Origin of the sequence: Thalassospira sp. UBA4513, from assembly GCF_002388495.1 — a bacterium.
In the GTDB taxonomy this organism is placed as follows: domain Bacteria; phylum Pseudomonadota; class Alphaproteobacteria; order Rhodospirillales; family Thalassospiraceae; genus Thalassospira; species Thalassospira tepidiphila.
Genome location: NZ_DGMR01000008.1, coordinates 1 through 26,052, shown reverse-complemented (window position 1 = coordinate 26,052; position 26,052 = coordinate 1). Strand labels below are relative to the sequence as shown.

Annotated in this window: 26 protein-coding genes and 1 pseudogene; 13 read left to right on the top strand and 14 right to left on the bottom strand. The window is 55.6% G+C overall.

Annotated features, from left to right (window positions below):
• Window positions 1-106: 106 nt before the first annotated feature.
• Window positions 107-1,264: a GTP cyclohydrolase II gene (gene ribA, locus B2T33_RS02915; protein ID WP_063086835.1), complete on the bottom strand. Its 1,158-nt coding sequence runs from the start codon at window positions 1,262-1,264 to the stop codon at window positions 107-109.
• 405 nt (window positions 1,265-1,669) lie between these two features.
• Here ribA and B2T33_RS02910 point away from each other — a divergent pair, with 405 nt between their 5' ends.
• Complete coding sequence (locus B2T33_RS02910; protein ID WP_008888737.1) at window positions 1,670-2,359, top strand: response regulator transcription factor; 690 nt, start codon at window positions 1,670-1,672, stop codon at window positions 2,357-2,359.
• A 230-nt stretch (window positions 2,360-2,589) separates the two neighbouring features.
• On the opposite strand, the gene B2T33_RS02905 is transcribed toward B2T33_RS02910, so the two are convergent.
• Entirely contained in the window at window positions 2,590-3,285 is a 696-nt protein-coding gene (locus B2T33_RS02905; RefSeq protein WP_197146313.1) for a YggS family pyridoxal phosphate-dependent enzyme, read from the bottom strand.
• 69 nt (window positions 3,286-3,354) lie between these two features.
• On the opposite strand from B2T33_RS02905, the gene B2T33_RS02900 reads away from it, so the two are divergent.
• Window positions 3,355-4,005, top strand: coding sequence for a thiamine phosphate synthase (locus B2T33_RS02900; protein WP_286791113.1), 651 nt, complete (start codon window positions 3,355-3,357; stop codon window positions 4,003-4,005).
• 18 nt (window positions 4,006-4,023) lie between these two features.
• Window positions 4,024-5,244 carry a glycosyltransferase family 9 protein gene (locus tag B2T33_RS02895; RefSeq protein ID WP_286791112.1) on the top strand — a complete coding sequence of 407 codons (1,221 nt, stop codon included), beginning with the start codon at window positions 4,024-4,026 and terminating at the stop codon, window positions 5,242-5,244.
• 112 nt (window positions 5,245-5,356) lie between these two features.
• On the opposite strand, the gene B2T33_RS02890 is transcribed toward B2T33_RS02895, so the two are convergent.
• Window positions 5,357-6,397, bottom strand: a complete 1,041-nt coding sequence (locus tag B2T33_RS02890) for a porin (RefSeq protein ID WP_064780465.1) — start codon at window positions 6,395-6,397, stop codon at window positions 5,357-5,359.
• A gap of 543 nt (window positions 6,398-6,940) precedes the next feature.
• Entirely contained in the window at window positions 6,941-8,020 is a 1,080-nt protein-coding gene (locus B2T33_RS02885; RefSeq protein WP_286791111.1) for a porin, read from the bottom strand.
• Window positions 8,021-8,097: 77 nt separating this feature from the next.
• On the opposite strand from B2T33_RS02885, the gene B2T33_RS02880 reads away from it, so the two are divergent.
• From B2T33_RS02880 to holA, 4 genes are all read left to right on the top strand, one after another.
• Window positions 8,098-8,820: a DUF3576 domain-containing protein gene (locus B2T33_RS02880; protein ID WP_339658444.1), complete on the top strand. Its 723-nt coding sequence runs from the start codon at window positions 8,098-8,100 to the stop codon at window positions 8,818-8,820.
• A 5-nt stretch (window positions 8,821-8,825) separates the two neighbouring features.
• On the top strand, window positions 8,826-9,488 hold the full coding sequence (locus B2T33_RS02875) for a hypothetical protein (RefSeq protein ID WP_286791110.1): 663 nt from the start codon (window positions 8,826-8,828) through the stop codon (window positions 9,486-9,488).
• Window positions 9,485-9,991 (top strand): LPS assembly lipoprotein LptE, encoded by a 507-nt coding sequence (locus B2T33_RS02870; protein WP_286791109.1) that lies wholly within the window; start codon window positions 9,485-9,487, stop codon window positions 9,989-9,991. The genes B2T33_RS02875 and B2T33_RS02870 overlap by 4 nt, the downstream gene beginning before the upstream one ends.
• A gap of 61 nt (window positions 9,992-10,052) precedes the next feature.
• Window positions 10,053-11,084, top strand: a complete 1,032-nt coding sequence (gene holA, locus B2T33_RS02865) for a DNA polymerase III subunit delta (protein ID WP_286791108.1) — start codon at window positions 10,053-10,055, stop codon at window positions 11,082-11,084.
• Window positions 11,085-11,335: 251 nt separating this feature from the next.
• Here holA and B2T33_RS02860 read toward each other — a convergent pair whose 3' ends face one another.
• From B2T33_RS02860 to B2T33_RS02830, 7 genes are all read right to left on the bottom strand, one after another.
• Complete coding sequence (locus tag B2T33_RS02860) at window positions 11,336-12,568, bottom strand: ParB/RepB/Spo0J family partition protein (protein WP_286791107.1); 1,233 nt, start codon at window positions 12,566-12,568, stop codon at window positions 11,336-11,338.
• Window positions 12,565-13,392: a ParA family protein gene (locus B2T33_RS02855; RefSeq protein ID WP_008888748.1), complete on the bottom strand. Its 828-nt coding sequence runs from the start codon at window positions 13,390-13,392 to the stop codon at window positions 12,565-12,567. Before B2T33_RS02855 ends, B2T33_RS02860 begins: the two co-directional genes overlap by 4 nt.
• The gene (rsmG, locus tag B2T33_RS02850) at window positions 13,389-13,979 is read right to left on the bottom strand and encodes a 16S rRNA (guanine(527)-N(7))-methyltransferase RsmG (protein WP_232308285.1); all 591 of its coding nucleotides are present in this window, start codon (window positions 13,977-13,979) and stop codon (window positions 13,389-13,391) included. Before rsmG ends, B2T33_RS02855 begins: the two co-directional genes overlap by 4 nt.
• A gap of 469 nt (window positions 13,980-14,448) precedes the next feature.
• Window positions 14,449-16,350: a tRNA uridine-5-carboxymethylaminomethyl(34) synthesis enzyme MnmG gene (gene mnmG / locus B2T33_RS02845; RefSeq protein ID WP_286791106.1), complete on the bottom strand. Its 1,902-nt coding sequence runs from the start codon at window positions 16,348-16,350 to the stop codon at window positions 14,449-14,451.
• Between the two features lie 144 nt (window positions 16,351-16,494).
• On the bottom strand, window positions 16,495-17,868 hold the full coding sequence (mnmE, locus tag B2T33_RS02840; RefSeq protein WP_197146318.1) for a tRNA uridine-5-carboxymethylaminomethyl(34) synthesis GTPase MnmE: 1,374 nt from the start codon (window positions 17,866-17,868) through the stop codon (window positions 16,495-16,497).
• Between the two features lie 398 nt (window positions 17,869-18,266).
• Entirely contained in the window at window positions 18,267-18,590 is a 324-nt protein-coding gene (locus B2T33_RS02835) for a (2Fe-2S) ferredoxin domain-containing protein (protein WP_286791105.1), read from the bottom strand.
• A 14-nt stretch (window positions 18,591-18,604) separates the two neighbouring features.
• Entirely contained in the window at window positions 18,605-18,865 is a 261-nt protein-coding gene (locus B2T33_RS02830) for a DUF6489 family protein (protein WP_008888754.1), read from the bottom strand.
• Between the two features lie 342 nt (window positions 18,866-19,207).
• Between B2T33_RS02830 and B2T33_RS02825 the strand changes: the two genes are divergently transcribed.
• Together B2T33_RS02825 and B2T33_RS02820 are read left to right on the top strand one after the other, a co-directional pair.
• Window positions 19,208-21,247, top strand: coding sequence for a thioredoxin domain-containing protein (locus B2T33_RS02825; RefSeq protein ID WP_286791104.1), 2,040 nt, complete (start codon window positions 19,208-19,210; stop codon window positions 21,245-21,247).
• Between the two features lie 5 nt (window positions 21,248-21,252).
• Window positions 21,253-21,741 carry a methylated-DNA--[protein]-cysteine S-methyltransferase gene (locus B2T33_RS02820; protein WP_286791103.1) on the top strand — a complete coding sequence of 163 codons (489 nt, stop codon included), beginning with the start codon at window positions 21,253-21,255 and terminating at the stop codon, window positions 21,739-21,741.
• 23 nt (window positions 21,742-21,764) lie between these two features.
• On the opposite strand, the gene B2T33_RS02815 is transcribed toward B2T33_RS02820, so the two are convergent.
• Entirely contained in the window at window positions 21,765-22,157 is a 393-nt protein-coding gene (locus B2T33_RS02815) for a VOC family protein (RefSeq protein WP_286791102.1), read from the bottom strand.
• A 100-nt stretch (window positions 22,158-22,257) separates the two neighbouring features.
• On the opposite strand from B2T33_RS02815, the gene B2T33_RS02810 reads away from it, so the two are divergent.
• From B2T33_RS02810 to B2T33_RS02800, 3 genes are all read left to right on the top strand, one after another.
• Window positions 22,258-22,716 (top strand): hypothetical protein, encoded by a 459-nt coding sequence (locus B2T33_RS02810; RefSeq protein ID WP_286791101.1) that lies wholly within the window; start codon window positions 22,258-22,260, stop codon window positions 22,714-22,716.
• 115 nt (window positions 22,717-22,831) lie between these two features.
• Window positions 22,832-23,806 carry a quinone oxidoreductase family protein gene (locus tag B2T33_RS02805; protein ID WP_286791100.1) on the top strand — a complete coding sequence of 325 codons (975 nt, stop codon included), beginning with the start codon at window positions 22,832-22,834 and terminating at the stop codon, window positions 23,804-23,806.
• Between the two features lie 104 nt (window positions 23,807-23,910).
• Window positions 23,911-24,567 carry a 2OG-Fe(II) oxygenase gene (locus B2T33_RS02800; RefSeq protein ID WP_286791099.1) on the top strand — a complete coding sequence of 219 codons (657 nt, stop codon included), beginning with the start codon at window positions 23,911-23,913 and terminating at the stop codon, window positions 24,565-24,567.
• A 59-nt stretch (window positions 24,568-24,626) separates the two neighbouring features.
• Here the strand turns inward: B2T33_RS02800 and B2T33_RS02795 are convergent, their stop codons facing one another.
• Entirely contained in the window at window positions 24,627-25,220 is a 594-nt protein-coding gene (locus B2T33_RS02795) for an HD domain-containing protein (protein WP_286791098.1), read from the bottom strand.
• A gap of 101 nt (window positions 25,221-25,321) precedes the next feature.
• On the opposite strand from B2T33_RS02795, the gene B2T33_RS02790 reads away from it, so the two are divergent.
• Entirely contained in the window at window positions 25,322-25,627 is a 306-nt protein-coding gene (locus B2T33_RS02790; RefSeq protein WP_286791097.1) for a hypothetical protein, read from the top strand.
• Window positions 25,628-25,734: 107 nt separating this feature from the next.
• On the opposite strand, the pseudogene B2T33_RS02785 reads toward B2T33_RS02790, so the two are convergent.
• Window positions 25,735-26,052, bottom strand: a pseudogene (locus tag B2T33_RS02785) (transcription termination factor Rho); the annotation flags it as partial.

The following is a 26,052-nucleotide window of genomic DNA, read 5'->3' as shown; positions in this document are numbered from 1 at the left end:
GAATTATCGATATTTTCTTGGGAAATAATTTCGCCAGACTTGCCTGTCGGAATCTTCTGCCGGGTAGCATCGGCATCTTCAAGACCCGTAAGCTTATAAGAGCGGCTTAGAATAAATGCCCCGCCCGGTCCTTTTTGGTCTGCAGATAAAACTCGTTATGACCATTGGACGGGAATTTATGCGGGACACGCTCGGAAACTGTAACACCCCAGCTTTCAAGCCCGGTCAGCTTTTCGGGGTTATTGGTGAGCAAACGCACGCTTTCAAAGCCCATCTGACGCAGCATTTCGGCCGCCGGGCGATAAACGCGTTCATCGGCGTCAAAGCCAAGCTCCTCGTTGGCATCAAGGGTGTCAAATCCACGATCCTGCAGGGCATAGGCGCGCAGCTTGTTCACAAGCCCGATGCCACGCCCTTCCTGACGCAGGTAAAGCACAATACCACCCTGCCCGCTTTTGGCGATTTCCGAAATCGCACCACGCAACTGCGGCCCGCAGTCACAGCGCAAAGATCCGATAAGATCGCCGGTAAAGCATTCCGAATGCAGGCGAATAAGCACCGGTTTGTCCTTGACCGGTTCATCAATGACGATGGCCAGATGTTCCTGCCCGCCATCTTCCGGGCGAAACGCAATCACAGTCACGTTTTCGGCATCTTCAAGCGGCACACGCGCTTCGCTGACCTGGCGCAAGGATGCGGCCGAGGCATTTTCATAGCCATTGATGCTTTCAGACTGCAAAACCAGCAGGTTCTGTGCGCGGGCAAGGGTTTCAAGCTGATCGGCACTGACCGGCACCGTCACAACCGCGGGCAACAAACGGGCAAGTTTCGCCAACCGAATGGCGGCATTTTCCGCCATGCTGACCGGTCGCCAATCGCCCGCAGGCAACGCATCAAGATCAAGCAACGGATTGGCTATTTCACCCAGACGATTGGCATCAACAGCCGATTGGTCGGCTGAAACAAAGGCGACAAACGGATCATCCTTGGCCGTCTGACCAAGCGATTTGGCCCGCACACGCGGCAGGACAATTGCCGGTGAGGTGTCGCTTCCGGCGATGTCACACAGACGTTGCAGACCATGTTGTGACAGTGGCTCGGCGGCAATCACCGCAACGCTGTGGGCTTCGCCATTATCATGCCCCTGAACCAGGACGATCTCGCCACGGCGCAAATCTGCCACGGCGCGGGAAACCGTTACCAGATCGGTTGCCGGGATCAGATTGCTGTCATTTTGGGCCGTCACGGCAGAGCTTTGGGTCATCGGCATCTTGTCTTTGTGATCACAACATCGCGATCCGGTGGCTATGGGGCTGGATAAAGACCCGGTTTAATTCATATAAGCGCATCAGGCGATGCGAACCTGCTTGGTCGGTGATGCGCAAAATCGCAGGAAGAAGCACATCTTTCAAGATTTTACGACATCACGTTTTAGACAAATCGCCCCTACTACCTAATCCGGTTGGGCCGGGAGTTAAAGGACCAAACAGAAAACAGTTTGTTCTTGAAAATACAACTTAAGATGCTGATCCTATGGTTCAGCGCGGAATACGTAATGCATATATGGCGGGCCGGACCCGAAAGCGCCACAAAAACAAGCCGGTAAAATCAACATCAGGCGCAGACCCCGGATATGACGGCGGATCTGACAAGCAGCAAGGGATGGTGAATGTCGACAGGTAAACAGGTTCTGGTGGTTGAGGACGATGCAGCGCTCAGCCAGTCTTTGACGGAACAGCTCAGACTTCATGAAGATTTCGAATGCGTGGTTGCCAACAGTGGCAAGGAAGCACTCGATCTTGCCAAGGATTCCTATTTTGATGTGATCCTGCTTGATGTTGGCCTGCCGGATATGGATGGCCGCGATGTCTGCAAACTGATGCGGCGCGCCAATGTGAAATCACCGATCATCATGCTCACCGGCGCCAATAGTGACTCTGACACCATTCTGGGTCTGGAATCGGGCGCCAATGACTATGTCACCAAGCCGTTTCGCCTCAATGTGCTTTTGGCCCGCATCCGTGCGCATATCCGCCAGCATGAACAAAGCGAGGATGCCGTCTTTGTTATTGGCCCCTATAGCTTCCAGCCCAGTGCCAAGATCCTGATTGAAACCGCGACCGAGAAAAAAGTCCGCCTGACGGAAAAGGAAACCTCGATCCTGAAATTCCTGTTCCGGGCTGGTGACAAACCGGTCAGCCGTGAAACATTGCTGGACGAAGTCTGGGGCTATAACGCTGGCGTTACCACCCATACGCTTGAAACCCATGTGTATCGCCTGCGTCAGAAAATCGAGAAAGATCCGTCAAACGCGGCGATCCTGATCACCGAACCAGGCGGTTACAAGCTAATCCCCTGATCAGACACTGGTTTTAGAACCCACCAAAAGAAAATCCCGCTGATGCGGGATTTTTTTGTCACAGATGTCGGGTTACGGCGTCTATGTTATCGCCCTGATTATCCACAGAACAGCCCAGTTCATGCAATCTGGCGTTAAATACACAAAACCGACCTAAAATATGGCCTTTTTCACAGGTTTTCGCCCCGAATATCGATTTAGATACCGAAATTTAGGCCTTTTAAGGCCAATCAATAGCCCCGGGAGCCAAAAAGTGCTGTCCCAACCCGCACATGGGTGGCGCCAAACCGGATTGCAGCCTCGTAATCGCCGCTCATGCCCATGCTTTTGATTTTAAGACCATGGCGATCGGCAATCTTGCCAAGCAGAGTGAAATGCGGAGCGGGTTCCTCATCGACCGGGGGAATGCACATCAGGCCAATGATCGGAAGTTTAAGCTCTTCGCGGCACATCTTGATGAAATCATCGGCATCCTTTGGCGCGATGCCGGCCTTTTGCTCTTCCTCGCCAGTATTGATCTGAATGAACAGATCCGGGCAGGCACCGGTTTTATCGCGGTGTTTGGCCAATGCATTGGCCAGCTTCGGGCGGTCCACCGTTTCAATCACGTCAAACAGGGCAACCGCATCCTTGACCTTGTTGGTCTGAAGCGGCCCGATCAGATGCAGCTCGATATCAGGAAACTCGGCACGCAATTCCGGCCATTTCCCTGCGGCTTCCTGCACGCGGTTTTCACCAAACACACGCCTGCCATCCACCAATGCCTTGCGCACATGATCGGCATCATGGTTCTTGCTGACACAGACCAGCGTCACATCACCCGGATCACGACCGGCGGCGTCACATGCCGCATTGATATTGCTCTGGATTTCGGCAAGGTTGTCGGCAACGTCGGTTTTGCCAGATGACAGATCATGATGGCTCATGGAGGGTGGTCCTTCATCGGTAACGCATTCAGGAACGGCAGGTATAGCTGCCAAGTCGGGAGTGTATCAATGGATAAGGCCCTGTTAAAGCAGGCACGCAGGCTCAACCTGCGCAATGGCGGCCCGAATTGCCCGATTCCGCCGATTGTCCTGATGACCGATGATCAAAGATTACCCAACCCGGAACCCGCCATCCGCGCCCTGCCCCGCGACAGCATGGTCATTTTCCGCCATTACGATCATCCAATGCGCGCAAAGCTCGGCGCAAAGCTCCGCACAATCTGCCGCGCAAAGGGCATTCCCTTTCTTGTGGCAAATGACGTTGGGCTCGCACTCCGGCTCGATGCCGACGGTCTACATTTCCCTGAATACCGTGCCCTGGCCGATCCCGGTATTTATCAGCGAATTCCGGTACACTTTATGCGCACATCTGCCTGCCACGCCCCAAAAACGGTTCAATGTCTTGGCCTTCTTCCGGAAACAGCGCGTCCCGACGGTGTCCTGATTTCCCCGATCTTCCCCACCCAAAGTCATCCGGGCGCAAATCTGATGTCACGCGCCGATATCCGCCAGATTTCAAGGATGTGCCACATGCTCGGCATCACACCGATTGGGTTGGGTGGCATAACTGCACAAAAAATCGGAAACCTGCGGACTTCCGCACTTGCCTCCATCGCCGGGATCGGGTTTTCTGTTGCCACCACCCCATCCACCCGTTGACCGGAGTTCTCCCGCAAAATGCCCCGGGCCCCGCACCCATCGCGCAAGACATTCACCCGTTTTGCTTCCAAACAGCCGTTTCAGTTTGGCCTGCCCAATGTCAGTTCCGAACTTAGCCAGAGCTCAGACAACAGCCCGATCTATTTCACTCGGGCAACATCGCTGCTGCGGCGGCAGGTTCTGGCAACGGCGTCCGGGGTCAAGATCAAATCTGACAATTATCGGTTTCAGGTTCTGCCGCGTGATGGCTGGGGCGAACGGGATTTTTCCGGAAAATCAGTGCTGTTTCTGATCCCCGATGACGCGCTGGGCGACTGTGTCGGCATGGCGCTGTTTTTCCGGGCGCTCAAACAACGGTTTGGCGATATCCGGATTGGCGTTCTTAACGCTGGCAGCGCATCGGACATCTTTGCGCTGGTGCAGGGAATCGAGATTTTTCAGCTGTTTATCTCGAGCGCACAGCTCAAACGTTTCGATTACCTAATTGATCTCAGTGAAATGGAAGGCTGGCGGGATATCGCCACCATGCCGGTCAATCCGGAAGAAGCACTCTGCGAGGCCTTTGGCCTCCCCCCGGTCCCACTCGAGAAACGACAGCTACCAAAGGGAACGCGACTTAAAGTCGGGATTGTGCCCATGGCATCCTCACCGTTACGAACCCTGCCCCCCAAGCTCGTCAGTGAAATTACAGCCATGCTGGCCAAACGGGATTGTGACATCACCCTCGTGCTCAATGCCTATCAGGGCGTGATGAAAGCCTACAAGGCCGCACTTGGTCCCCTTGCAGGAAACAGTATTCGGGTTGTCGATGGCTTCAAAACGATTGGCGATCTGGTCTCGTTTGTCGCACAGCAGGATTATCTTGTCGTCGCCGACAGCGGCCCCGCCCACATCTCCAAACTGTTCCAGACCCCAGGAACTGGCATTTACAGTTCGGCCGACGCCAAAACGCTCCAGGGCCGACATACGAATTTACGCGCCTGGCAAAGTGATTTCACGGGACCACATTGCAGCGCCCCCTGCGGGCTGGCAAAACTGCGCGCAACGCCGGATGGCAAAATCGGCTGTATGGGCAGTCTTGGTCTCCCCATCTCGGCACTGCCGGGCACACCGGAAAAAAGTGATCCCGAATTGGCCCGGGCATTGGTCACAAACAAACCGGTGCCCTGCGTTTCCAAGTTGGACGCGGACATTCCAGCAATCAGCGACTTGATATCCCAAGACCTCGCCAAAGCTTGAATCCACCAAAAGCGTAATCCGTTCGCAGTGATCGCGTCGAAAAACATCCAAACAAGCAAAAAGAAAGGGCGACCGAAGCCACCCTTTCAAAGCCCTGCAGAATTCCGAAGAATTAGAAGGTAAGTGCGATACCGGTAACCGCACCGTAGCCGTCGTTGTCGGCGATCGCTGCGTTATCGGATTCGTCATCGAACCAGAAGATTGACGATTTCCATGCAACGCCTGCGCCAAGCGCATAGGACATCCCGAGGTCAACCGTGCTGACTTCACCGGTACCGGACAGATCAACGCCATCAGAGGAGCTGTCGATGTCGCGGTTGCCGTATTCCGCATAACCATAGGTCAAAGAGACGGTTGCTGCATCCATCGCATAGGAGACGCCAACGTCAAATGCGTCGGTGTCGTCACCGGTGCGGGAGTTTTCACCCTGTGCATAATCGTCTTCGATGTGACCCCAGGAGGTACCGACTACGAAGTTGCCGAAACCAACGGTCGCACCAAGGCCATACCAATTGCCTTCGCCCTGGTTTTCACCAGTTGCAGAGAACCCGAGCGCGATACCATCGAATTCGCCCTGATAGTTGATGCCAGCCGAGAGGATGTTATCGCCATCAGTTGCGGTGTCGTTGTTGTTCGAACCGCTATCATCAGCATAAGAGAAACCAAGCTGGAAGCCGCTGATGTTCGGGCTGTAGTAGGTGAAGCGTTTCTGGTCGCCGCTCGAAGGAACGGTATCGATCAGGTATGCATCAACCCAGTTGGTCAGGTCGCCATCGTTGACGCCTACCGGACCAACGGACGGTGCAGTGAAGCCCATCGAGTCAGCAGCGCTGTCGTCTTTGCCGAGGCGTACTTCACCGAAGCCACCATTGATGTACAGGTACTGTTCATCGATCTGGTCAGACGAGGTTTCGCCTTCGAGTTCGATTTTCGCACCAACTTCGATGCCGTTATCAAGCGTGGTTTTGCCCGAGAAGTGAACTTCGGTGTCGGACTGGAAGGCGTTCTTGGATTCGCCAACATCCTGGTCAGCTACACCAGCCCACTGTTCCATGTAACCACCAACCGAAAGCTTGATCGGCTCGGAAGCCTGCGCGGTACCTGCGGCTGCGACAGCGACGAGTGCGCTGGAAGCAAAAAGAATCTTTTTCATAATAACCCTCAATAGAATGACGTTTTGGGACGAAGGGGTTTGAACCGGACGGCCCTTCGTTCTGTCGAGAGTGATATGGCCATTGAAATGAATAAGGGTCAATTATAATAAATGGATTTTGGTCAGTTAAATAACGGTGTGTTGTATTTTTGCAACTGGTTTGTGCCGTTTATATGGGGGATATCGGAACTATTAGGGTATATATCAGTCAGTTACTTATTAGGTAATACGACATTACCCCACATAAGCACACCTAACTAACTTCTGGTCATTTAATGATAGCGTTTCGATTCTCTCACAAATCTGAGTCTTGATATCGATTGATAAGGTGAACCTTGGACGGAGGAAGGCAATGAACAAGACGAACGACGTCTTTGACATCACCCGGATTTTTTGACTACGACCGAGTTTTTAACGCTGTTACGTAGCGCCAAAACTGTGCTCGATGGAGACACGCGTTCGTCTCTGAATTGGCAGGCGGGAAAAAAAAGAAGGGGGTGGAAAATCCACCCCCTTCAATCTGTCGTCCAATCTTAGGAAAGATTAGAAGCCAAGACGGAAGCCGGTAACAACACCGTAACCTTCGTTGTCGTCAGCTGCACCCGGGTTTTCGCCCTGATCGTCGAACCAGAAGATCGACGAACGCCAGCTAACGCCTGCACCGAGGGTATAGTCGAGACCCGCATGCACGGTGTTGATTTCGTCAACGCCCGAAACGGTTGCGGAACCGTCGTTCTCACCATATGCATAGGTAAGGGAAACGGTCGCTGCATCCATTGCATAGGAAACGCCGATATCGAAATCGGTGGTGTCTTCGAGTTTGTTCGCGCCTGCAGCCGGCTTGCCAGCGCCGAATTCGCCATCGGTTTCAGATACAGAAGCGCCAACGGTGAAGTTGCCGAAGCCAACGGTCGCGCCTACGCCGTACCATTCACCTTCGCCGAAGCTCTCACCAACAAGCGAAACACCGAGGGAAACGCCGTCGAAGTCACCACGGTACTCAAGACCACCAGAAACGCGGCTATCGCCGGTCTGGGCAGTGTTGTTGTTTTCAGAGGAGTCGTCGTCTGCGTAGGAGATACCAGCTTTGAAGCCGCCAAGGGTCGGGGTGTAGTAGGTAACGCGTTTGGAGTCACCACCAGCCGGAACGGTATCCGGGACTGCGTTGGTGGTTACCCAGTTACCAAGGTCGCCGTCGTTTGCGCCAACCGGACCAACGGACGGAGCGGTGATGCCCATGTCAGCTGCTGCGCCGTCTTCCGCGCCGAGACGAACTTCACCGAAGCCGCCGCTGACATACATCCAGGATTCGTCAACGGTCGAAGCAGCGGTCGTCACGTTATTGCCAGCAGCGTTCGTAGCGGTAGTTTCACCGTTGTTACCTTCGAACTCGACAGTTGCACCAACTTCGATGCCGTTATCAAGGGTGGTCGAACCCGAGAAGTGGATTTCAGTGTCGGACTGAATTTTGTTTTTGGATTCGAAGCGGTTTTCTTCAGATGCAGCGCCTACCCACTGCTCCATGTAACCACCTACGGACAGGCTGATCGGCTCAGAAGCCTGAGCTGCACCTGCGAAACCAACAGCGACGAGTGCGCTGGAAGCTACCAGAATCTTTTTCATCTTTTCCCTCAACGTCTTTGAATGCGTTTTACGCAATACAAATATTTTGGACAGCTTTTGCCGTCCGGTTCGACGCTATGGAGCCAGCATTTGTCCGTCCCGTCAATCATAGTGTGATCAAAATGCGACATTTGTTCAGAAATGTTGCACAAAAACCACACATGTTTTTATTTGCCGTTTGGCCCAACCGCCTTATAGTGCGGTCACGTATTACAAAGGCATTCTTAAAGAAGGTTCGCAACGTGCAGACTTATCTCGCGAAGTCACTGGGCATTCTCTTCATTCTAACCGTCGTGTCCGGCTGTGCGGGTAAATCAGACCACGCAAACATGCCCGGTTCCGCACCAGGTGATCAACGTGTCAATGGCAGAAGTGCTACAGTCAACGATATTAGGGAACAAGGCTCACTGTTCGGATCGGACGGACTGAGTATTTTCGGCGGTGAAGAGAAGCAAGAAGGCTCCGGTTCCGGCATCGGTGTTAACAGCTTCCTATGGCGTGCGACACTTGATACCCTCTCCTTCATGCCCTTGAATTCTGCTGATCCGTTTGGTGGTGTAATTATTACCGACTGGTACACGCCGCCGGAATCTTCAGATGAACGCTTCAAACTGACAGCCTACATCCTTGGCACAGCCCTGCGCTCGGATGCCATTAAGGTTTCCGTCTTCCGCCAGGTCAATGTCGGGCCTAACCAGTGGCAGGATGCGGTTGTTGAACCGGGAACTGTCACCTCGATGGAAGACGCTATCCTGACCCGCGCCCGTCAACTGCGCATTGACAGTGCGAATTCTCAATAAGGCTGATGTCGCAAGACACACTTTATATATCGTCTGAATACAACCCCCATTCGCTGCAATGCGACTGGGGGTTTATTGTATCGGCAGAACGACGTGATGTTTTTGAGGTGATACCAGACAGTCTTGCGACGATTCGCACTGCACTCTATTTCTCAGTTCTTAAGGCATCACCACCGGATTTTTCGCCGCCCCCGTCTCAGCGCGATCATCCTGCCAAGGTAAAAACCGACGAAACAGTGGGCAATGGCGCACAGCTCTATCATGAAGTCGGGTTCGATATCATGTCACTCGCTTTGCTAGCCGATGTGCCAGCCCACCGACCCTTACACCTGACACAAAACAGCCTGATTGGTCATTGGCGTTGGTTACGTGACGTCTGGCGTGTGGGATACTCGCGCCCACAGTTTACGGCTACCATGGATACCCGGAACGCGGTGACAGAGGTATTACGAAACGGCAAAAACAATCTCGCCATTGCCGAGCTGCGCAATCTGTTCAAAAAGGTGCAGCAGGGTCCGCACAATGCTGAACTGTACATTTCTTTTCTCAGCAGCCTATCTCTGTTTTGCCCTTTTATCGCAACCGAACTATTGTGGCGCCAAGGCCGGATTGAACAGGATCCCATCAGCCGGCCCCGGACCAAAGATAAAGAAGGTATAGCTGAATGACATTGCGCGCGGTTTTTCCGGTTCTCGCACTCCTGGCCCTGACAACGCTCAGCGCCTGCGGATTTCGCCCGCTCTATGCCACAGCGGGTGACGATTACAACACCGCAGCCAATATGGCCCAGGTGAAAGTCGCCCTGATCAATGACCGTGTCGGCCAACTGACCCGCAATGCACTGCTTGAGACGCTGACCCCACGCGGGCAAAGTGCCAACCCGCTCTATGACCTACAGTTGACCCTGAGCGAATCGACAAGCGAGCAAGGCTTTACCAAGGAAAACGAGGCAACGATTGCCGATTTCCTGATTAACGCACAATACGAACTGGTCCGCCGAACCGATACCAAGGTCCTGCGCAAAGGATCGGTTCGCGCCCGAACCAGCTACAACATCGTCGATTCGGATTTTGCCAGCATCGAGGCCAAAAATGCTGCGCGCAGAGATGCCGCACGCAACCTCGCCCAGCAGCTGGCCAACCAGGTGGCGATTGGCCTGCGGTCCCAATAACGTCGTTCTCCGAACCGTTCACACGTCACGCCCACTCCCCTAATGAACCACAAGGCGCATCATGAAGCTCAAGGCAGCACAGGTTGAAAACTTCTTGCGCGCCCCGGATGCGAAGGCGCAGCTGGTCCTGATCTATGGCGAGGACGAAGGCCTTGTGCGTGAACGTGCGACCAAACTGGCCAAAACCGTGGTCGAGGACCTCAAGGATCCCTTCCGCGTGATCGAGCTTGGCACCGCCCAACTCAAGGAAGACCCCAGCCGCCTGCGCGACGAGGCCGCCGCCATGAGCTTTGGCGGCGGGCGCCGTGTGATCCGACTCCGCGATATCGGTGATGCGCAGGCTCCTGTCATTGCCGATTTCCTCGGCGATCCGGCCGGCGATGCCCTGATTGTGATTGAGGCCGGAAGCCTTCCGACTCGCTCCAAACTGCGTCAGGCAGTCGAAAAAGCCGGCAATGGCATGACCCTGCCCTGCTATGCCGATGGCGCGCGCGACATCGAAAGCCTGATCCAGTCGATCATGGAAGAACACAAACTGCGCATTGACCGCGATGCCACCGGCTATCTGGTCGCCAATCTCGGCTCGGACCGCATGATTTCACGAAGCGAGCTTGAAAAACTCGCCCTCTATGCGCTCAAAGACGGTCAGGTCACGCTGGCACACGCCATGGCCTGCGTTGGCGACAGTTCCGCACGCCACTATGACGATGTCATTCAGGCCGTCTCACAGGGCAATGTGGTTAATCTCGATGCCGCCCTGACCCGCCTGGTCGAAGAAGGCCTTAACCCGGTCGGCGCATTGCGCATGATGATCAGCTATTTTCAGAAGCTTCATCTGGTCAAGGGACAGGTTTCCCAGGGTACTAGCGCCGATCAGGCGATGAAATCGCTCCGCCCACCGCTGTTTTTCAAGGCTGCTGATCAGTTTCGCGCCAATCTGAATTACTGGGCGGTTAATAACCTGCAGCGTGCGTTGCGAATCCTGCTGGAAGCTGAAAAGGACTGCAAAAGCGGCCTGGCCATCCCCGAAACCATCGCCCATCGCGCCATGATCAAGGTCGCCGTTGCCCGCCAGAAACAGGTCAGACGGTAACCACCAACCCGATTCGCCAGTCTTCAGCGCCATTGTGCTAACTGAGGCCGTTGCCATATTATTGGCGTGCTAGGACTGGAATGCGTCCAAAACGCAAAAACGCGGTCCGGGATATGATCCCCGCACCGCGTTAAATATCTAAAGGATCCGCTTCACCTCAACCGATTTGCCGGCCGCCTTTGCCTGCTCGGCTTTCAGTTTCTTAAGCTGATCGATCTTGTCGCGATCAAGATCCTTCATGCTGGTTTTGGTTACGGCTTTTTTCCCGTGCCATCTGCAACCTCCTCCAGCACATCTTCGTCGACTTCTTCCTGCGCGATCGGCATATCGCCCTCGGGCTCATCGTCGATCATCAGGCTGTCGTCATCGATCCTGTCAAGATCACGGCCGCCATCAACCGCATCGGCAATCGATTCGAGCTCGCTGGTCAGCGCATCCTCGTCTTCGTTTTCCGCATCATCGACCGATTCGGCTTCAAACTCGTCATCTTCGATAAACATCGAATCGAACTCGTTTTCATCCGGGCCGGGCGCAGCATCAGCATCGGCGTCATCGGAAATGTCGGCGGCCTTGCCATGGGTCAGGCGCTGCAGGATGTCATCAAGCTGCTCAAGCGTTTCATAACGGATCGAGATTTTACCCGCCGATCCGTCAAAGTCGATATTGACCGCCAACCCCAACATGTTGCTGAGGTCGCGCTCCAAAGACACCGTATCTGGGTCTTTCTCGATCGAAGACCGACCTGATGATTTCTTCGGACGCGCGGACTTGCCACCATCGGTTTTGACCAGTTTCTCCGCCTGGCGAACATTCAAACCCTTTTTCACGATCTGGGCCGCAAGCTCGACGGCATTGTCCGCCCCAAGCAATGCACGGGCATGGCCGGAGCTTAGAACCTTGTCTGAGAGCATCTGCTTGATCGGGGCTGGCAGGCCCAGCAAACGCAGGCTGTTGGCAATGTGGCTGCGGCTTTTACCCAGTGCCTGACCAAGTGCTTCCTGCGTGTGGGAAAACTCGCTCATCAGGCGGTTATAGCCCTCGGCCTCTTCAAGCGGCGACAGATCCTGACGCTGCAGGTTTTCAATCAGGGCAATTTCGGCGGTTTCGCGATCATCAAATTCGCGCACCAGAACCGGCACTTCATGAAGCTGTGCCCGTTGCGCCGCACGCCAGCGACGTTCACCGGCGATGATTTCGTATTTGGTTTCACCCGTCGAAGAGGCCCGCACCAAAATAGGCTGAATGATGCCCTTTTGGCGGATCGAGGCCGCCAGATCATCAATCGCGTCATCATCAAAATTGCTGCGCGGCTGAAACGGCGAGGGTTTCAGATCGGTAATCGCAATATGCTGCGTCGTCCCGCCCGGTCCCGGATGGGCCGCCTCGGCGCTATCGCCACTGGCGGCAACCGCAACTTCTTCATCCTCTTCGCCCAGAAGTGCAGACAGTCCCCTGCCCAACCCGCGTTTTTTTGCTTCGCTCATGCTTTCACCCCTTCGCGTTTCAGGACTTCGCTCGCAAGATTCAGATAGGCCCGTGAACCCGGGCACTTCATGTCATAAACCAGCACCGGTGTTCCGTGGCTGGGGGCTTCGGAAACACGGACATTGCGCGGAATCACCGTGCGATACACCACATCCCCGAAATAATCGCGCACATCATTGGCAACCTGGGCCGACAGGTTGTTGCGCTTGTCATACATGGTCAGCACAATGCCCTGGATTTCAAGGTTCGGATTGAACGCCTTCTTGACCCGCTTGATGGTCCGCACCAGATGGCTGACCCCCTCAAGGGCAAAGAATTCACATTGCAACGGTACGAGAACCGCATCGGATGCCACCAGCGCATTCAGGGTCAAAAGACCCAGCGACGGCGGGCAATCGATCAGGACGTAATCAACATCGTGCGGCAATTTGCCAAGCGATTCCTTAAGCTGCATCTCGCGACGGTCGAAATCGACCAGCTCGATCTCCGCCCCCGAAAGATCCATGCCCGACGGCACGATGCTGAGCCGCGGGATCGAGGTTTCCTTGCGTGCCTCTTCCAAGGTATTGCCGTTGATCAGCACGTCATAGGAACTGATTTCGCGGTCGGACGGACGCAGGCCCAAGCCGGTACTGGCGTTGCCCTGCGGATCAAGATCGACAATCAGAACCCGCTGGTTTACCGCGGCCAGTGCAGTTGCCAGATTGATCGTCGTGGTGGTCTTGCCCACACCGCCCTTCTGGTTGGCCACGGCGATAATCCGCGGACGATGCGCGGCACCATCAGATTTCGTCGAAAGCGGCAAATCAATAACATCCGTCACCGGCCCACTCCTTTTAAGATCATCACGACACCGTCCGGATCGACCAGACTGGCATGCGTGGTTACATCAAATGTCCAACCAGCGTCACGTGCGTCCGCCAGCTCATCCTCAAAGGCACGTCCCTTCAGCAGCACATAATGGCCGCCGTCTTTCAAATGGCGCTGCCCCAACTCCAACAGCTTCGGCAAGGGGGCAAAGGCGCGCGCCGTAATCACATCGGCCTGCCGCGGGGCAGCCGCCTCGATCCGCTCACGGGCAATTTCGGTCTTATCCAGCACACCGCAAACCCGGGCGGCTTCCATCAGGAAGACGGTCTTTTTGGTGTTGGATTCCATCAAGGTGACGTTATTGGCGCCAAGGATCGCCAGAACGATGCCCGGGAACCCGGCACCCGATCCAAAATCAACGATTTTGCCGGTTGTGGCGATGTCTTCAACATACGGCCAAAGCTGCGCAGAATCCTGTAAATGACGTCCCCAAACGTCTTCGGCCGTGCTGGCGCCAACGATATTAATCCGTGGCTGCCACTTCACGACAAGGTCTGCATACTGGCTGAGGCGATCCAATGTTTCACGTGAAACATTCAAATCCTGCTCAAACCATGTTTTTACGGGTGTGGAAATTGTCTGCATATTTGAGTTATAGGCCGAGCCCAAAAAACACACCAGTCTTGATTTTCGTCCGTTTGTGTTTTTGGCCGCGTCGGATGCGATAAAACACCTAAAAACAGCGTCGAATGTTTCACGTGAAACATTCCGACACCAAAACGCATCATTCCAGACCCAAAACACCGCACATTCGATGAAGTTTGACTCCCCACCGACACCGCATGGGCGACTCCGGCACCTTGCCCAACCACAATCCCCTGCGACTCGGCAGAAGCCGGTGATGACCAGCCACACTTCCACAAGACCCGGCTGTCTCATCCGCCTGCCCTTACATCCGACGCGCCAGCCAAAACAAAACGCCCGGCCAGTGAATTTGGCCGGGCGTTATAATGGGGATCAGAAGCGTCCGGATCGGACCCATTATATAGTGTGTTTGGACGAAGACCGATCAGGCGGTCTTGCTGACGGCGGCCGTCTGATGCTTGTGGCTTTTAATATGACCGAGCAATGCGGTCACCGCCGCCGGAGTAACACCCGGAATGCGCGATGCGGCGCCGATGGTTTCCGGCTGGATTTCTTTAAGCTTCAACCGGATCTCTGCCGACAGCCCGCCGACCTTATCGAAATCAAGCCCGCGCGGCAGGCGCAATTCCTCGTCCCGGCGGAAGGCCGCGATGTCCGCCGCCTGGCGGTCGAGATAGCCTTTATACTGGGCATCGATTGACACCTGTTCCTTGATCGCCGGGTCAAGTGCGCCCAGCTGCGGCCAGACCTTGGTCAGGGTATCGAAATCAATATCGGGATAGGCCAGCAGGTCATAGGCCGAGCGGCGCACACCATCCTGATTGATCTTGATATCAAACTTGGCCAAACAATTCGGGGTTTCGGTCAGCTCGGATACTTCTGCCTTGGCAGCATTCAATGCAGATTTCTTGGCATCCCATGCCTGCGCGCGTGTCGATGCGATGCAGCCAATATCAAGACCGCGATCCGTCAGACGCTGATCGGCGTTATCGGCGCGTAGCATCAGGCGATACTCGGCGCGCGAGGTGAACATGCGATATGGCTCGCGCGTGCCAAGGGTCACCAGATCATCGATCATTACACCGATATAGGCGTCAGCCCGATCGAGAACGAATTCGCGCTCAGCACCCCCGGCAATCAGGGCGGCATTCACACCGGCAATAAGCCCCTGCCCAGCGGCTTCTTCGTAGCCGGTGGTGCCATTGATCTGACCGGCAAAGAACAGGGCCGCGACCTTTTTGGTTTCCAGCGTATGACGCAGCTCGCGCGGATCAACAAAGTCATATTCCACCGCATAGCCGGGACGGAAGATCTCGACCTTTTCCAGACCCGGAATGGTGGCGAGCATGGCAAGCTGGACGTCTTCGGGCAGCGAGGTCGAAATGCCGTTCGGATAGATGGTCGGATCGTCGAGCCCTTCGGGTTCGAGGAAAATCTGATGCTGATTTTTCTCGGCGAAGCGGACGACCTTGTCTTCGATGGACGGGCAATAGCGCGGACCGCTGCTTTTGATTTTGCCGCTATACATCGGCGCACGGTCGAGATTGGCGCGAATGATTTCGTGGGTCGCCTCGGTCGTCCAGGTCATATGACACGGAATCTGCGGCACGGTAATTTCGCGGGTCAGGAACGAAAACGGCTCTGGCGGCGTGTCGCCCGGCTGTTCCTGCAAACTTGCCCAATCAATGGTCCGGCCATCAAGGCGGGCCGGCGTTCCGGTTTTCAAACGGCCTAATCGGAAATCATATTTTGCCAGCGTCTCAGAAAGTCCGGTTGCCGGGGCGTCGCCCATGCGACCTGCCGGTTCGGATTTCTCGCCAATATGGATCAAACCATTAAGGAACGTGCCCGTGGTCAGCACCACCGCACCGGCAAGGTATTCGGTGCCATCGCCAGTGACGACGCCCTTAACACGATTATTGTCATCAATGATCAGGTCCTCGACACCGCCTTCAAGAATGGTGAGGTTTTCCTGTTCAGCCAAGATATCCTGCACCGCCTGGCGATACAGCTTGCGATCTGCCTGCGCACGCGGCCCACGGACTGCGGGGCCCTTGGAACGATTGAGCATACGGAACTGGATACCCGCGCGGTCAATCGCGCGGCCCATCACGCCGTCAAGCGCATCAACTTCGCGCACCATATGCCCCTTGCCCAGACCACCGATGGCCGGGTTGCACGACATTTCCCCGATGCGATCCGCACGGTGGGTGACCAGTGCCGTGGATGCGCCCATGCGCGCGGCGGCAGCAGCGGCTTCGCATCCGGCATGGCCACCGCCGACCACGATCACGTCAAAGCGGTTATTTGGCACGTTCTGTGACATCGACTTCCTCACTCAATCCCCACTGCTTGTCACGCGGCGGGTGTGAACCCTGTTTGGTTCGAATAGGTGTATATGGTCAACCTTGTGACGAATGTTTCACGTGAAACATTCTCGGGAGACAAGTCTAACGACTCTTCCCTAACTCTATTTGCCGATACAGAAATCCCCGAAGATAATATCGAGCAAATCTTCCACATCGACACGTCCGGTAATCTTGCCGATTTCGCGGACAGCGAGCCGTACATCCTCGGCCGCCAGTTCTGCGATATCGGTCTGCAATCCGCGATCCAGATGATCGCTGGCACTTTCAAGTGCCCGCCGATGGCGCAGCCGTGTCAGCGGCACGGGCCCGGCAAAATCGAGCCCCTCTTTTACGCGAGTCTCCAGCAGTTGCAAGAGGCTTTCCATCCCCTGCCCGGTCATGGCCGATATGGGTAAAACGGGAAGCTCCAGCGCCCGACCATCGACCGACGTTCCCTGCCAGCTTGCCGGAATGGCGCTGCTATCGGTCGCATCGACCTTGTTGATCAGGATCAGCGTCTTGTCATCTATCAGGCGGGCAGCCTCCGGATCAATCTTCGGCCAGTCATTGCGATCAATCACCACCAGACGCAGATCGGCATTTTCCGCCCGCTCGGTCGCACGGCGCACACCCTCGGACTCAATCACATCGCCGCTTTCGCGCAGGCCCGCGGTATCGACCATGGTGACCGGAAAGCCCCCCAGATCGAGATGAACCTCGATCATGTCGCGCGTGGTCCCCGCGATCTCGGACACAATGGCGGCATCTCGCTGAGCCAGCCGGTTAAGCAGGCTCGATTTGCCGGCATTGGGCGCGCCCAAAATGACAATCTGGAACCCTTCGCGCAGGCGCTCACCACGGCGGTTATCGGCCAGATGGCGTTTGACCTCGTCATTCACCGCGCGCAAATCGCCATGCACCACCGGCACGATGCCATCGGGCAAATCTTCGTCGGGGAAATCAATATCGGCCTCGATATGGGCCAAGGCCTTCATCAGGCGCGCACGCCAGCCTTCATACAGCGTGCCCAGCTCGCCTGCCATCTGGCGCACCGCCTGGCGGCGCTGGGCGGCGGTTTCGGCGTCAATCAGATCGGCGATCCCCTCGGCCGAGGTCAGATCCATCTTGCCGTTTTCAAACGCACGCCGTGTGTATTCACCCGGGTCCGCCACGCGCAGACCGTCCTGACGCGACAGGCAATCCAGAACCCCTTCGATCACGGCCCGCCCACCATGGACATGCAGTTCAACCACGTCTTCACCGGTAAAGCTTGCCGGACCCTGGAAATAGATCGCCACCGCATCATCAAGCCGCTCACCCGATTGCGGATCGCGGATCGGGGCATAGATCGCATGGCGCGGCTTGGGCATTGTATCGCGGCCCAATAACGCACACAGCACCGCCCCCGAACGCGGCCCGGATAATCGGATCACGGCAACACCGGCACGCCCCGCGCCGGAGGACAGGGCAAAAATGGTTTCTCGGCTGGCAATCATGGCGGATCCGTCAATTCTGAAAATGCGGTTGCGTGGCAGAGGAGGATATCGTCCAGACAGGCGCAAAGGTCAACATATGGCAGAAAATAACCAACAGGGGTTTAATGACCTTTGTGTTGGTGGCGCGGATCATCGGGTGCGCGTTGGCAGCCGCCCTCGCCCCGTCATGGACCCCCCGCCTGCGCGGGGGTGACGGGATTGCAGACGGCAGCTAGATATCGTTTCTGCTGCGGGCATCCAGCCTCATCTTGGGCCACAATGCCCAAAAGACCCATCATGCCCGCACAGAGTCTGTGCGCGCGGCGGCGGGTACGGGCATCCCTTGCAGTAGGGCACAAAAAAACAGGCCACACATATATTGCGGGCCGGTTTGATTACGCAAGGTCACGCAGGGGCGCTTATTGATCGGGATTAAGCTTTAAGCGTTCAACGATCTTGCCACCGATCAGATGATCATTGAGGATCGCCTCGATGTCTTCCATCGTCTCATAGTGATACCAGGTACCTTCGGGATAGACCACCATCACCGGGCCCAGTTCGCAGCGATCGAGACAGCCGGCGGTATTGATCCGGGTCTGTGGCAGGCCAAGTTCCTTGGCGCGCACCTTCATGTAGTTGCGAAGTTTGGTCGCGCCCTTGGAATAGCAGCATCCGCGTTCATGGCCGGCGGGGCGTTCGTTCTGGCACACGAAGACATGTGCCTGATAGTAGTGTTCACGCATGATAGCGGGTCTGCCTAGCCTTTGTCCTTGTCACCGGTACCGCCGGTACCCGCATTGAACTGGCCCCAGAAGGCTTTCTGAAGCTGTTCCCAGTTCTGAATGCCCTGTGGCAGCCAGGTATTAAGCATGGTTTCCGGATCCATCGCCGCCAGGTTGGCTTTCATGCGGTCTTCGATATCTTGCATCATCGCCTTTTGCATCGGCTGAACATCAGGAAGACCAAAGAAGGTCCGTGCCTCTTCCGGCGTGCAATCAATGTTCACGGTTACTTTCATCGCCCTGGTCTCCTGATCTGTTTTGTTTTTTGGTCTCTGTCACTTTATGTGACTGGCTGTTTGCATGGCTGGCCCATTATCCCCACCAGAACCGCCTTCGCAATCACAATAACGCCAACCAGCCCCTACCATATGGGAAGCAAGAGCATGCGGCGACCGCAACTTTCACAATATTGCGATAAAAGATTTCGGCCATTTGCCTTTATGAATGAGGCCATAACCCTTAGAATCACGCAAACAGCCTTATAAAGCATTGCCAGCACTGATGACTGGCGCGTGATTGCAGATCGCGCTACCGCAAACGATAAAGCCATCGGCTTAATGGATGGCACAGGACACAAAATGGAACTCGCACGCAATAATCTTGGTTCGGAAACCAGCCCCTATCTTGTTCAGCATCGCGACAACCCGGTGCATTGGCAGCCCTGGAGTACCGAAATTCTCGCCAAAGCCAAGGAATTGAACAAACCGATCCTGCTGTCGGTCGGGTATGCTGCGTGTCACTGGTGCCATGTCATGGCGCATGAAAGCTTTGAGGATGAGGGTATTGCGGCCCTGATGAACGAGCTTTTCATCAATATCAAGCTCGACCGCGAAGAACGCCCGGACCTTGATGCGCTTTATCAGAATGCGCTGGCCCTTCTGGGCCAACAGGGCGGCTGGCCACTGACGATGTTTTTGACCCCGGATGGCGAGCCGTTCTGGGGCGGCACGTATTTCCCCAAGGAAGCGCGATATGGCCGGCCGGGATTTGGCGATGTGCTTAAGACCGTTGCAAAGATTTATGCCGAAAAACCCGATGATGTCCGCCACAATGTCAGCCAGATTTCCAATGCCCTGATCAAAATGAACAGTGCGGCGGTTGGCGCGGTCCCCAGTCTTGAGATGATTGATCGCTGCGGTCATGGCTGCTTGCAGATCATGGACGGGGAAAATGGCGGCACATCCGGCGCGCCGAAATTCCCGCAGCCCAGCCTTTTATCCTATATCTGGCGGACCGGTGTGCGCACCGAGGATGACGGGCTGAAACGCATCGTCAAACACAGCCTGGATCGCATGTGCCAGGGCGGCATTTATGATCATCTGGGCGGCGGTTTTGCCCGCTATGCCGTCGATGACCAGTGGCTGGTGCCGCATTTCGAAAAGATGCTCTATGACAACGCCCAGCTGATTGATCTTTTGTGTGATGTCTGGCGGGTTGATCCCAATCCGCTTTATGCCAAGCGGGTCGAGGAAACCATTGGCTGGATCTTGCGCGAAATGCGCATTCCCGGGGGTGCCTTTACCGCAAGCCTTGATGCCGACAGCGAAGGGGTCGAAGGCAAGTTCTATGTCTGGTCCGAGGATGAAATTGACCAGATCCTTGGCAGTGATGCCGAACTGTTTAAGAAATTCTATGACGTTTCCAAGGGTGGCAACTGGGAAGGCCATAATATCCTTAACCGCACCGCCTCGGGGCTCGAGCTTGCCGATGACGCGACCGAGGAAAGGCTGGTGGAGCTTCGCGCCAAGCTTCTGACCGAACGGGCCAAACGCATTCGCCCGGGCTGGGATGACAAAGCACTGACCGACTGGAACGCCATGACAATTGCCGCCTTTGCCGAGGCCGCGATGACCTTCCACCGTGCCGACTGGCTGGATTATGCCAAGCTTGCCTATGGATTTGTCATCAACACCCTGATGAAGGATGACCGCTTCCTGCACAGCTATCGTAATAGTCGCGTGCAGCATGCCGGGATGCTGGAAGACTATGCGCATATGATCCGCGCGGCCTTGAGGCTTTATGAATGCTTTGGCGAGGATGCCTATCTTAATGAAGCCATCCGGTGGTCGGCCGCGGTCGAAACCCTGTTTGCCGATGCCAAGGGCGGCTATTTCCAGTCGGCATCGGATGCCAGCGACCTTGTCGTGCGCCAAAAACCCTTCATGGATAATGCCGTGCCATCGGGCAATGCGATCATGGCTCAGAACCTGGCCAAGCTTTATGCCCTGACTGGCGATGCGCAATACCGCGATCAGGCGGAAATCACCCTTGCGGCCTTTGGCGGGCGGATCAGCGAGCAATTCCCGAACATGCCGGGCCTTATGATGGCGGCCGAAATGCTGCAAAATCCGGTGCAGATCGTGCTGATCGCCAACGAGCGCAGCCAGACCTATCTTGATATGCGGCGTGCCATTTTTGGTGCATATCTGCCCAACCGGGCGATCACGATCCTGTCTGATGGTGATCCCCTGCCCGATGGCCATCCGGCCCAGGGCAAGACCGCGATTGACGGCAAGGAAACCGCCTATATCTGTCAGGGGCCGGTATGTTCGGCACCCGTCACAGGCGTCGAAGAATTAACCGAAATGCTGGCAGATTTGCCGGCCAAAGCGGCCTAGCCCCGATGCCGCAAATCTCGCTCAACAGCCCCGTCGGCGCACTCACGGTTTTCGCATTTGAAGATCAAATCGTTGCGCTTGACTGGGGATTTGTTGACGAGATTGAAAGCACACCGTTGCTTGAAGAAGCCCAAAAGCAGCTGAACGCCTATTTCGCAGGGCGCTTGCACAGCTTTGATTTGCCACTCGCACCTGACGGGACGGATTTCCAGAAAACCGTCTGGCAAGCAATGTGCGAGATCCCGATGGGCAAGACTGCGACCTACAAGGAACTGGCCACCATGGCCGGATCGCCCAAGGCATTTCAATCGGTTGGCACGGCGTGCGGCCTTAATCCGATCCCGATCCTTATTCCCTGCCACCGCGTTCTGGCAACCGGCGACAAGCCGGGCGGCTATTCCGGCCATGGCGGGCTTGAAACCAAGCGCGCGCTTTTAAAGATCGAAGGTGTGGATTTGCCGCTGCCGAGTGATCAGGGCGCTCTTCCGTTTTAGTCCTGTTTTTCAAAGACTTAATATTATTCTTCGGCGTAGCACACGGCTTGCAGCTTGTTGCCATCCGGATCACGGACATAGGCGGCATAATAGTTTGGCCCGTAATGCGCGCGCAGGCCGGGCTGGCCTTCATCCATGCCACCATGTTCAAGCGCCGCTGCGTGAAAGGCATCGACATGATCGCGATGGTCTGCCTGAAACGCGATATGAGTACCATTGCCCCACGTTGCCGGGCGCCCATCTGCCGGGCTGTAGATATAGATCGTTGGCATCTGTCCATCCCGTTCATAAGCCAGCGGCTTTTCGGGCGGTTTTGGCAAGCGGTCAAAGCCCAGCGCGCCCAGTACGGCATCGTAGAAACGCGCGGAACGGGCCTTGTCATTGGTTCCGAGGGTGATGTGGCTGATAACTGACATGGGGCAATCCGGGTTATGGGCATTGGGCTTTTGGTCTGTTCACTATTGCATTAATCCATGCGGTTGCATAGAACATAAAGTGAACAACCGGAGAACCATGATGGACAGCCTGCAGGGATACACCGCCAAATCCGGGACACTTGTGCCGGTTTTCACCATCGAGGTGCAGACATTGCCCGAAGATACGGATCGCATTCTTGACGAAGTTATGAAGGTCCATCCGCTTGGCTTTGGACGGTATCAGCGCAATGCGAGCATTTCCGCAGTGGGAAAAGAAACCGCGCAGCCAGAACCGGGATCGACCACCACAACACATGTTGACGGATTTGCGGCCGGTTCGACTGAGACCTACCCGATGGTCGAGCTCAAAATCTCGATTGATCGCGACCAGAAGGCGCTCGCCAAAGTCATGGACGCGATCATCTATGCGCATCACTACGAGGAACCGGTGATCTTTGTCCGTGAGGACTGGGCAAGTCGCGCCGCCTACAATCCGCAAAGTGACAACCCCAATCGCTGGTGGAACAACGGCAAAGGGTTGCCCGATCGGATTGATTAATCACGTCGTTTCGGATGGAATTCTTCCAATCCTGTGCTGCAAAGCAATCGCGATTAACCTACACTCCTCCCATTAACGAAACAGGCGTTGGAAAACGCAGAAAGGGAGGTCTTCCATGACCAAAGCATTCCGATTTTACGAGACCGGCGGCAGTGATGTCCTGAAATTTGAAGACGTCGACGTCGGCACCCCGGGCGAAGGCGAAGTCCGTCTGGCGCAAAAGGCCGTTGGCCTCAACTATATCGATATCTATTTCCGTTCCGGCGTCTATCCCGCACCCAGCATGCCATCGGGCCTTGGGCTTGAAGGGGCTGGTATCATTGAGGAAGTCGGTCCGGGTGTGACGGATCTGGCCGTGGGCGATCGCGTGGCGTATGCCGCACAGCCACTTGGTGCCTACGCCGAGGCGCGCGTGATGCCGGCCAAGGGTCTGGTCAAGATCCCCGATGATGTCAGTTTCGAACTGGCCGCAGCCGCCATGCTTCAGGGCATGACCGCGCAATATCTTTTGCGCCGGACCTATAACGTCAAAAAGGGCGACACCATCCTGATCCATGCGGCGGCTGGCGGGGTTGGCCAGATCGTTTGCCAGTGGGCCAAGCATCTGGGGGCGACCGTGATCGGAACGGTCGGGTCCAAGGAAAAGGCCGAGATTGCCAAGGCCAAGGGATGTGACTATCCGATCCTCTATCGCGACGAGGTCGTCTCAGAGCGGGTCAAGGAAATCACCAATGGCCAAGGCGTTGAAGTTGTTTACGATTCGGTCGGTAAGGACACGTTTGAGGATTCGCTTAAGTGCCTCAAACGGCTTGGCATGATGGTGAGTTTTGGTCAGTCTTCGGGTGCAGTTCCGCCGGTATCGCTGGCCCAGCTTGCCCCGGGCGCCTATTTCCTGACCCGACCGAGCATCTTCCAGTACAACGCCACCCGTGAAGAGCTTCTGGCCAGTGCGAATGAGCTGTTTGAGGTTTTGAAATCGGGCATTGTCACGATTGACATCACCGCGACCTACCCGCTTGCCGATGCTGCCAAGGCGCATGACGACCTTGAAAGCCGCAAAACCAACGGTTCGATCGTCTTTACCGTCTGATAAGGCATCAATCCTGACGCGAAAAGTATAGGACACTTGATAAAAAGCCGATACATTGCGCGATCGGCTTTTTTCTTGTGCCTTCGCATATCGGAACCTCTGCAATGTCTGTTTCAAAAGTACAACAATCTGTCATCGCCGCCTTCAAATCGGCGAAAACCTATCAGGATCCTTATCAGCACTGGTTCCTTGAAGACGTCTTGCCAGAAGGCATGGCAGAGGCCGTTTGCGCCCTTCCGATTGATGCGCCGTTTCTTGAAGTTGATGATGCCGGCACGCGCGAAGCCAACAATTCAAGCCGTCGTTACTTCGATCAGGAAAACATTGCGAAATTCGAGGCCGCCAATAATATCGCGCAGGCTTTCCATTCCCGCGAAGTTGTCGACACGGTCGAGGAAGTGTTTGGTGCCGATCTGAGTGATTCCCGCATTCGACTGGAATTTGCCCAGGATCGCGATGGTTTCTGGCTGCAGCCGCATACAGATATCGGCGTAAAGCGCTTTACCATGTTGCTCTATCTTTCCGACGAGCCGGGGCATGAAAACCTGGGTACCGATATCTACAAGGATGCCGATACCCATGTCGGCGCATCACCGTTCAAGCCGAACTCGGCCCTGATTTTTGTGCCTTCCAACAATACCTGGCACGGCTTTGAAAAACGGACCATTCCGGGTATCCGGAAGTCGCTGATTATCAACTATGTCACGCCGGACTGGCGGGCTGTTGAACAACTGCCCTTCCCCGATAGCTACGTCAAATAACGTTCAAAGCGACATCAAGTCAGCCTTGGAAACCCGGTAAATGTTGAATTACCGGGTTTTTAGTTGCCGTGGGTCATCCGCACATCGCGCGCAATCGCGTCAAAGCGGTCTGAAAGGCCTTCGCTTACTTCGCGGCACGGGGCGATGACGGCTTCGGCCCAGTCGACATAGGCCAGTATCTGCCTTTCATCCCAGCCAACCGGCGTGTCGGTCAGCATCGCACCGACATTGGCGACCTTATCGGCCAGTCGCACAAGCTTGGCACCGTTGGTAAGGTTGGGGGCGGTTTCGATCTGCTTTGCCTTGCGCTCGTCCCTTGGCAGGGCCTTGTCATCACTGACTTCGAGCACGATATCGGCGATGATGTCGTTAAAACAGGCGGCGATTTCATCGCGGGTCGCCCCGCAATCCTCGATCACGTCATGCAGAACGGCGGCACAGAGAATATCCTCGTCCGTCCCCGGTTCGCATTCAACAATCAGGCGGGAAACCTCGATCGGGTGATTGATATAGGGTTCCTGGGCAGCGCCTTTGCGACGCTGGTCGCGATGGGCACGGGCGGCGAAATCAACGGATTTGAGTAGAAGCTGCATAAAGCGCGATATGATCGTGAACGGGTTGCCCAGAGTCCCACGGCTTTTGCGCGGTTTCAAGCCTTGATCCGTTCCGCCCGATGAAAATCATGCAGAGCCGTGAAAAACAGCGGCAAACAGGATAGACTGACAGCAAAGCCATGACCCGGGAGAGGCCAATAATGTCACAGGAAATGCGCCTGAAACTGACCTTGTGGAATGAAAACGCCGAGACCCCGCTGCATCTGAGTGCCCTTGCCCCCAAGGATGGCTGGCAAAGCGCCCCGCCCAACCGGATCGAGGCCGGTGAATCGGTGGTGTGCGAGATCACGGCTGCCAACACATTGGCGATTACGCTCAATTACGGCACGCATCATATCGGCATTCATCTGAGCGACGACAATTTTTCCATCGAGCCGGGTGATGCCCGTGTGGATAGGCAGAAACTGGGGAGCGGTCTGGCAGAGGTGACACTGGCCCTTGGATAGAGGTTGTTTAACGGTTATTTCGATATTGAAATAAAAAAACGGGACCACAGAGGGTCCCGTTTGTTTTTTACGATCCAGTACATCGGGCCCATCAGGCCCGCGCGGCATCAGCCGTTCATGGAATCGAAGAAGTCGTCGTTGTTCTTCGTACCCTTGAGCTTGCCAAGCAGGAATTCCATCGCGTCCTGCGGACCCATCGGGTTGAGGATACGACGCAGCACCCACATCTTGGACAGAACGCTCTTGTCGACCAGAAGCTCTTCCTTACGGGTACCCGATTTGAGGATATCAATCGCCGGGAAGATACGTTTGTCAGACAGTTTGCGATCCAGGATAAGCTCGGAGTTACCGGTCCCCTTGAATTCTTCAAAGATGACCTCGTCCATGCGCGAACCGGTATCGATCAGGGCGGTTGCGATGATGGT

Bases quoted from the DNA above. Each gene is read 5' to 3' on its own strand.
- B2T33_RS02890 (WP_064780465.1), bottom strand. From the start codon at position 6,397: ATGAAAAAGATTCTTTTTGCTTCCAGCGCACTCGTCGCTGTCGCAGCC.
- B2T33_RS02895 (WP_286791112.1), top strand. From the start codon at position 4,024: ATGCCCCGGGCCCCGCACCCATCGCGCAAGACATTCACCCGTTTTGCT.
- mnmE (WP_197146318.1), bottom strand. From the start codon at position 17,868: ATGATTGCCAGCCGAGAAACCATTTTTGCCCTGTCCTCCGGCGCGGGG.
- B2T33_RS02790 (WP_286791097.1), top strand. From the start codon at position 25,322: ATGTCACAGGAAATGCGCCTGAAACTGACCTTGTGGAATGAAAACGCC.
- B2T33_RS02810 (WP_286791101.1), top strand. From the start codon at position 22,258: ATGGACAGCCTGCAGGGATACACCGCCAAATCCGGGACACTTGTGCCG.
- B2T33_RS02910 (WP_008888737.1), top strand. From the start codon at position 1,670: ATGTCGACAGGTAAACAGGTTCTGGTGGTTGAGGACGATGCAGCGCTC.
- B2T33_RS02905 (WP_197146313.1), bottom strand. From the start codon at position 3,285: ATGAGCCATCATGATCTGTCATCTGGCAAAACCGACGTTGCCGACAAC.
- B2T33_RS02820 (WP_286791103.1), top strand. From the start codon at position 21,253: ATGCCGCAAATCTCGCTCAACAGCCCCGTCGGCGCACTCACGGTTTTC.
- B2T33_RS02885 (WP_286791111.1), bottom strand. From the start codon at position 8,020: ATGAAAAAGATTCTGGTAGCTTCCAGCGCACTCGTCGCTGTTGGTTTC.
- B2T33_RS02805 (WP_286791100.1), top strand. From the start codon at position 22,832: ATGACCAAAGCATTCCGATTTTACGAGACCGGCGGCAGTGATGTCCTG.
- B2T33_RS02875 (WP_286791110.1), top strand. From the start codon at position 8,826: ATGTCGCAAGACACACTTTATATATCGTCTGAATACAACCCCCATTCG.
- B2T33_RS02830 (WP_008888754.1), bottom strand. From the start codon at position 18,865: ATGAAAGTAACCGTGAACATTGATTGCACGCCGGAAGAGGCACGGACC.
- B2T33_RS02900 (WP_286791113.1), top strand. From the start codon at position 3,355: ATGGATAAGGCCCTGTTAAAGCAGGCACGCAGGCTCAACCTGCGCAAT.
- B2T33_RS02880 (WP_339658444.1), top strand. From the start codon at position 8,098: ATGGAGCCAGCATTTGTCCGTCCCGTCAATCATAGTGTGATCAAAATG.
- B2T33_RS02870 (WP_286791109.1), top strand. From the start codon at position 9,485: ATGACATTGCGCGCGGTTTTTCCGGTTCTCGCACTCCTGGCCCTGACA.
- mnmG (WP_286791106.1), bottom strand. From the start codon at position 16,350: ATGTCACAGAACGTGCCAAATAACCGCTTTGACGTGATCGTGGTCGGC.
- ribA (WP_063086835.1), bottom strand. From the start codon at position 1,264: ATGACCCAAAGCTCTGCCGTGACGGCCCAAAATGACAGCAATCTGATC.
- B2T33_RS02860 (WP_286791107.1), bottom strand. From the start codon at position 12,568: ATGAGCGAAGCAAAAAAACGCGGGTTGGGCAGGGGACTGTCTGCACTT.
- B2T33_RS02825 (WP_286791104.1), top strand. From the start codon at position 19,208: ATGGAACTCGCACGCAATAATCTTGGTTCGGAAACCAGCCCCTATCTT.
- holA (WP_286791108.1), top strand. From the start codon at position 10,053: ATGAAGCTCAAGGCAGCACAGGTTGAAAACTTCTTGCGCGCCCCGGAT.
- B2T33_RS02835 (WP_286791105.1), bottom strand. From the start codon at position 18,590: ATGCGTGAACACTACTATCAGGCACATGTCTTCGTGTGCCAGAACGAA.
- B2T33_RS02815 (WP_286791102.1), bottom strand. From the start codon at position 22,157: ATGTCAGTTATCAGCCACATCACCCTCGGAACCAATGACAAGGCCCGT.
- B2T33_RS02800 (WP_286791099.1), top strand. From the start codon at position 23,911: ATGTCTGTTTCAAAAGTACAACAATCTGTCATCGCCGCCTTCAAATCG.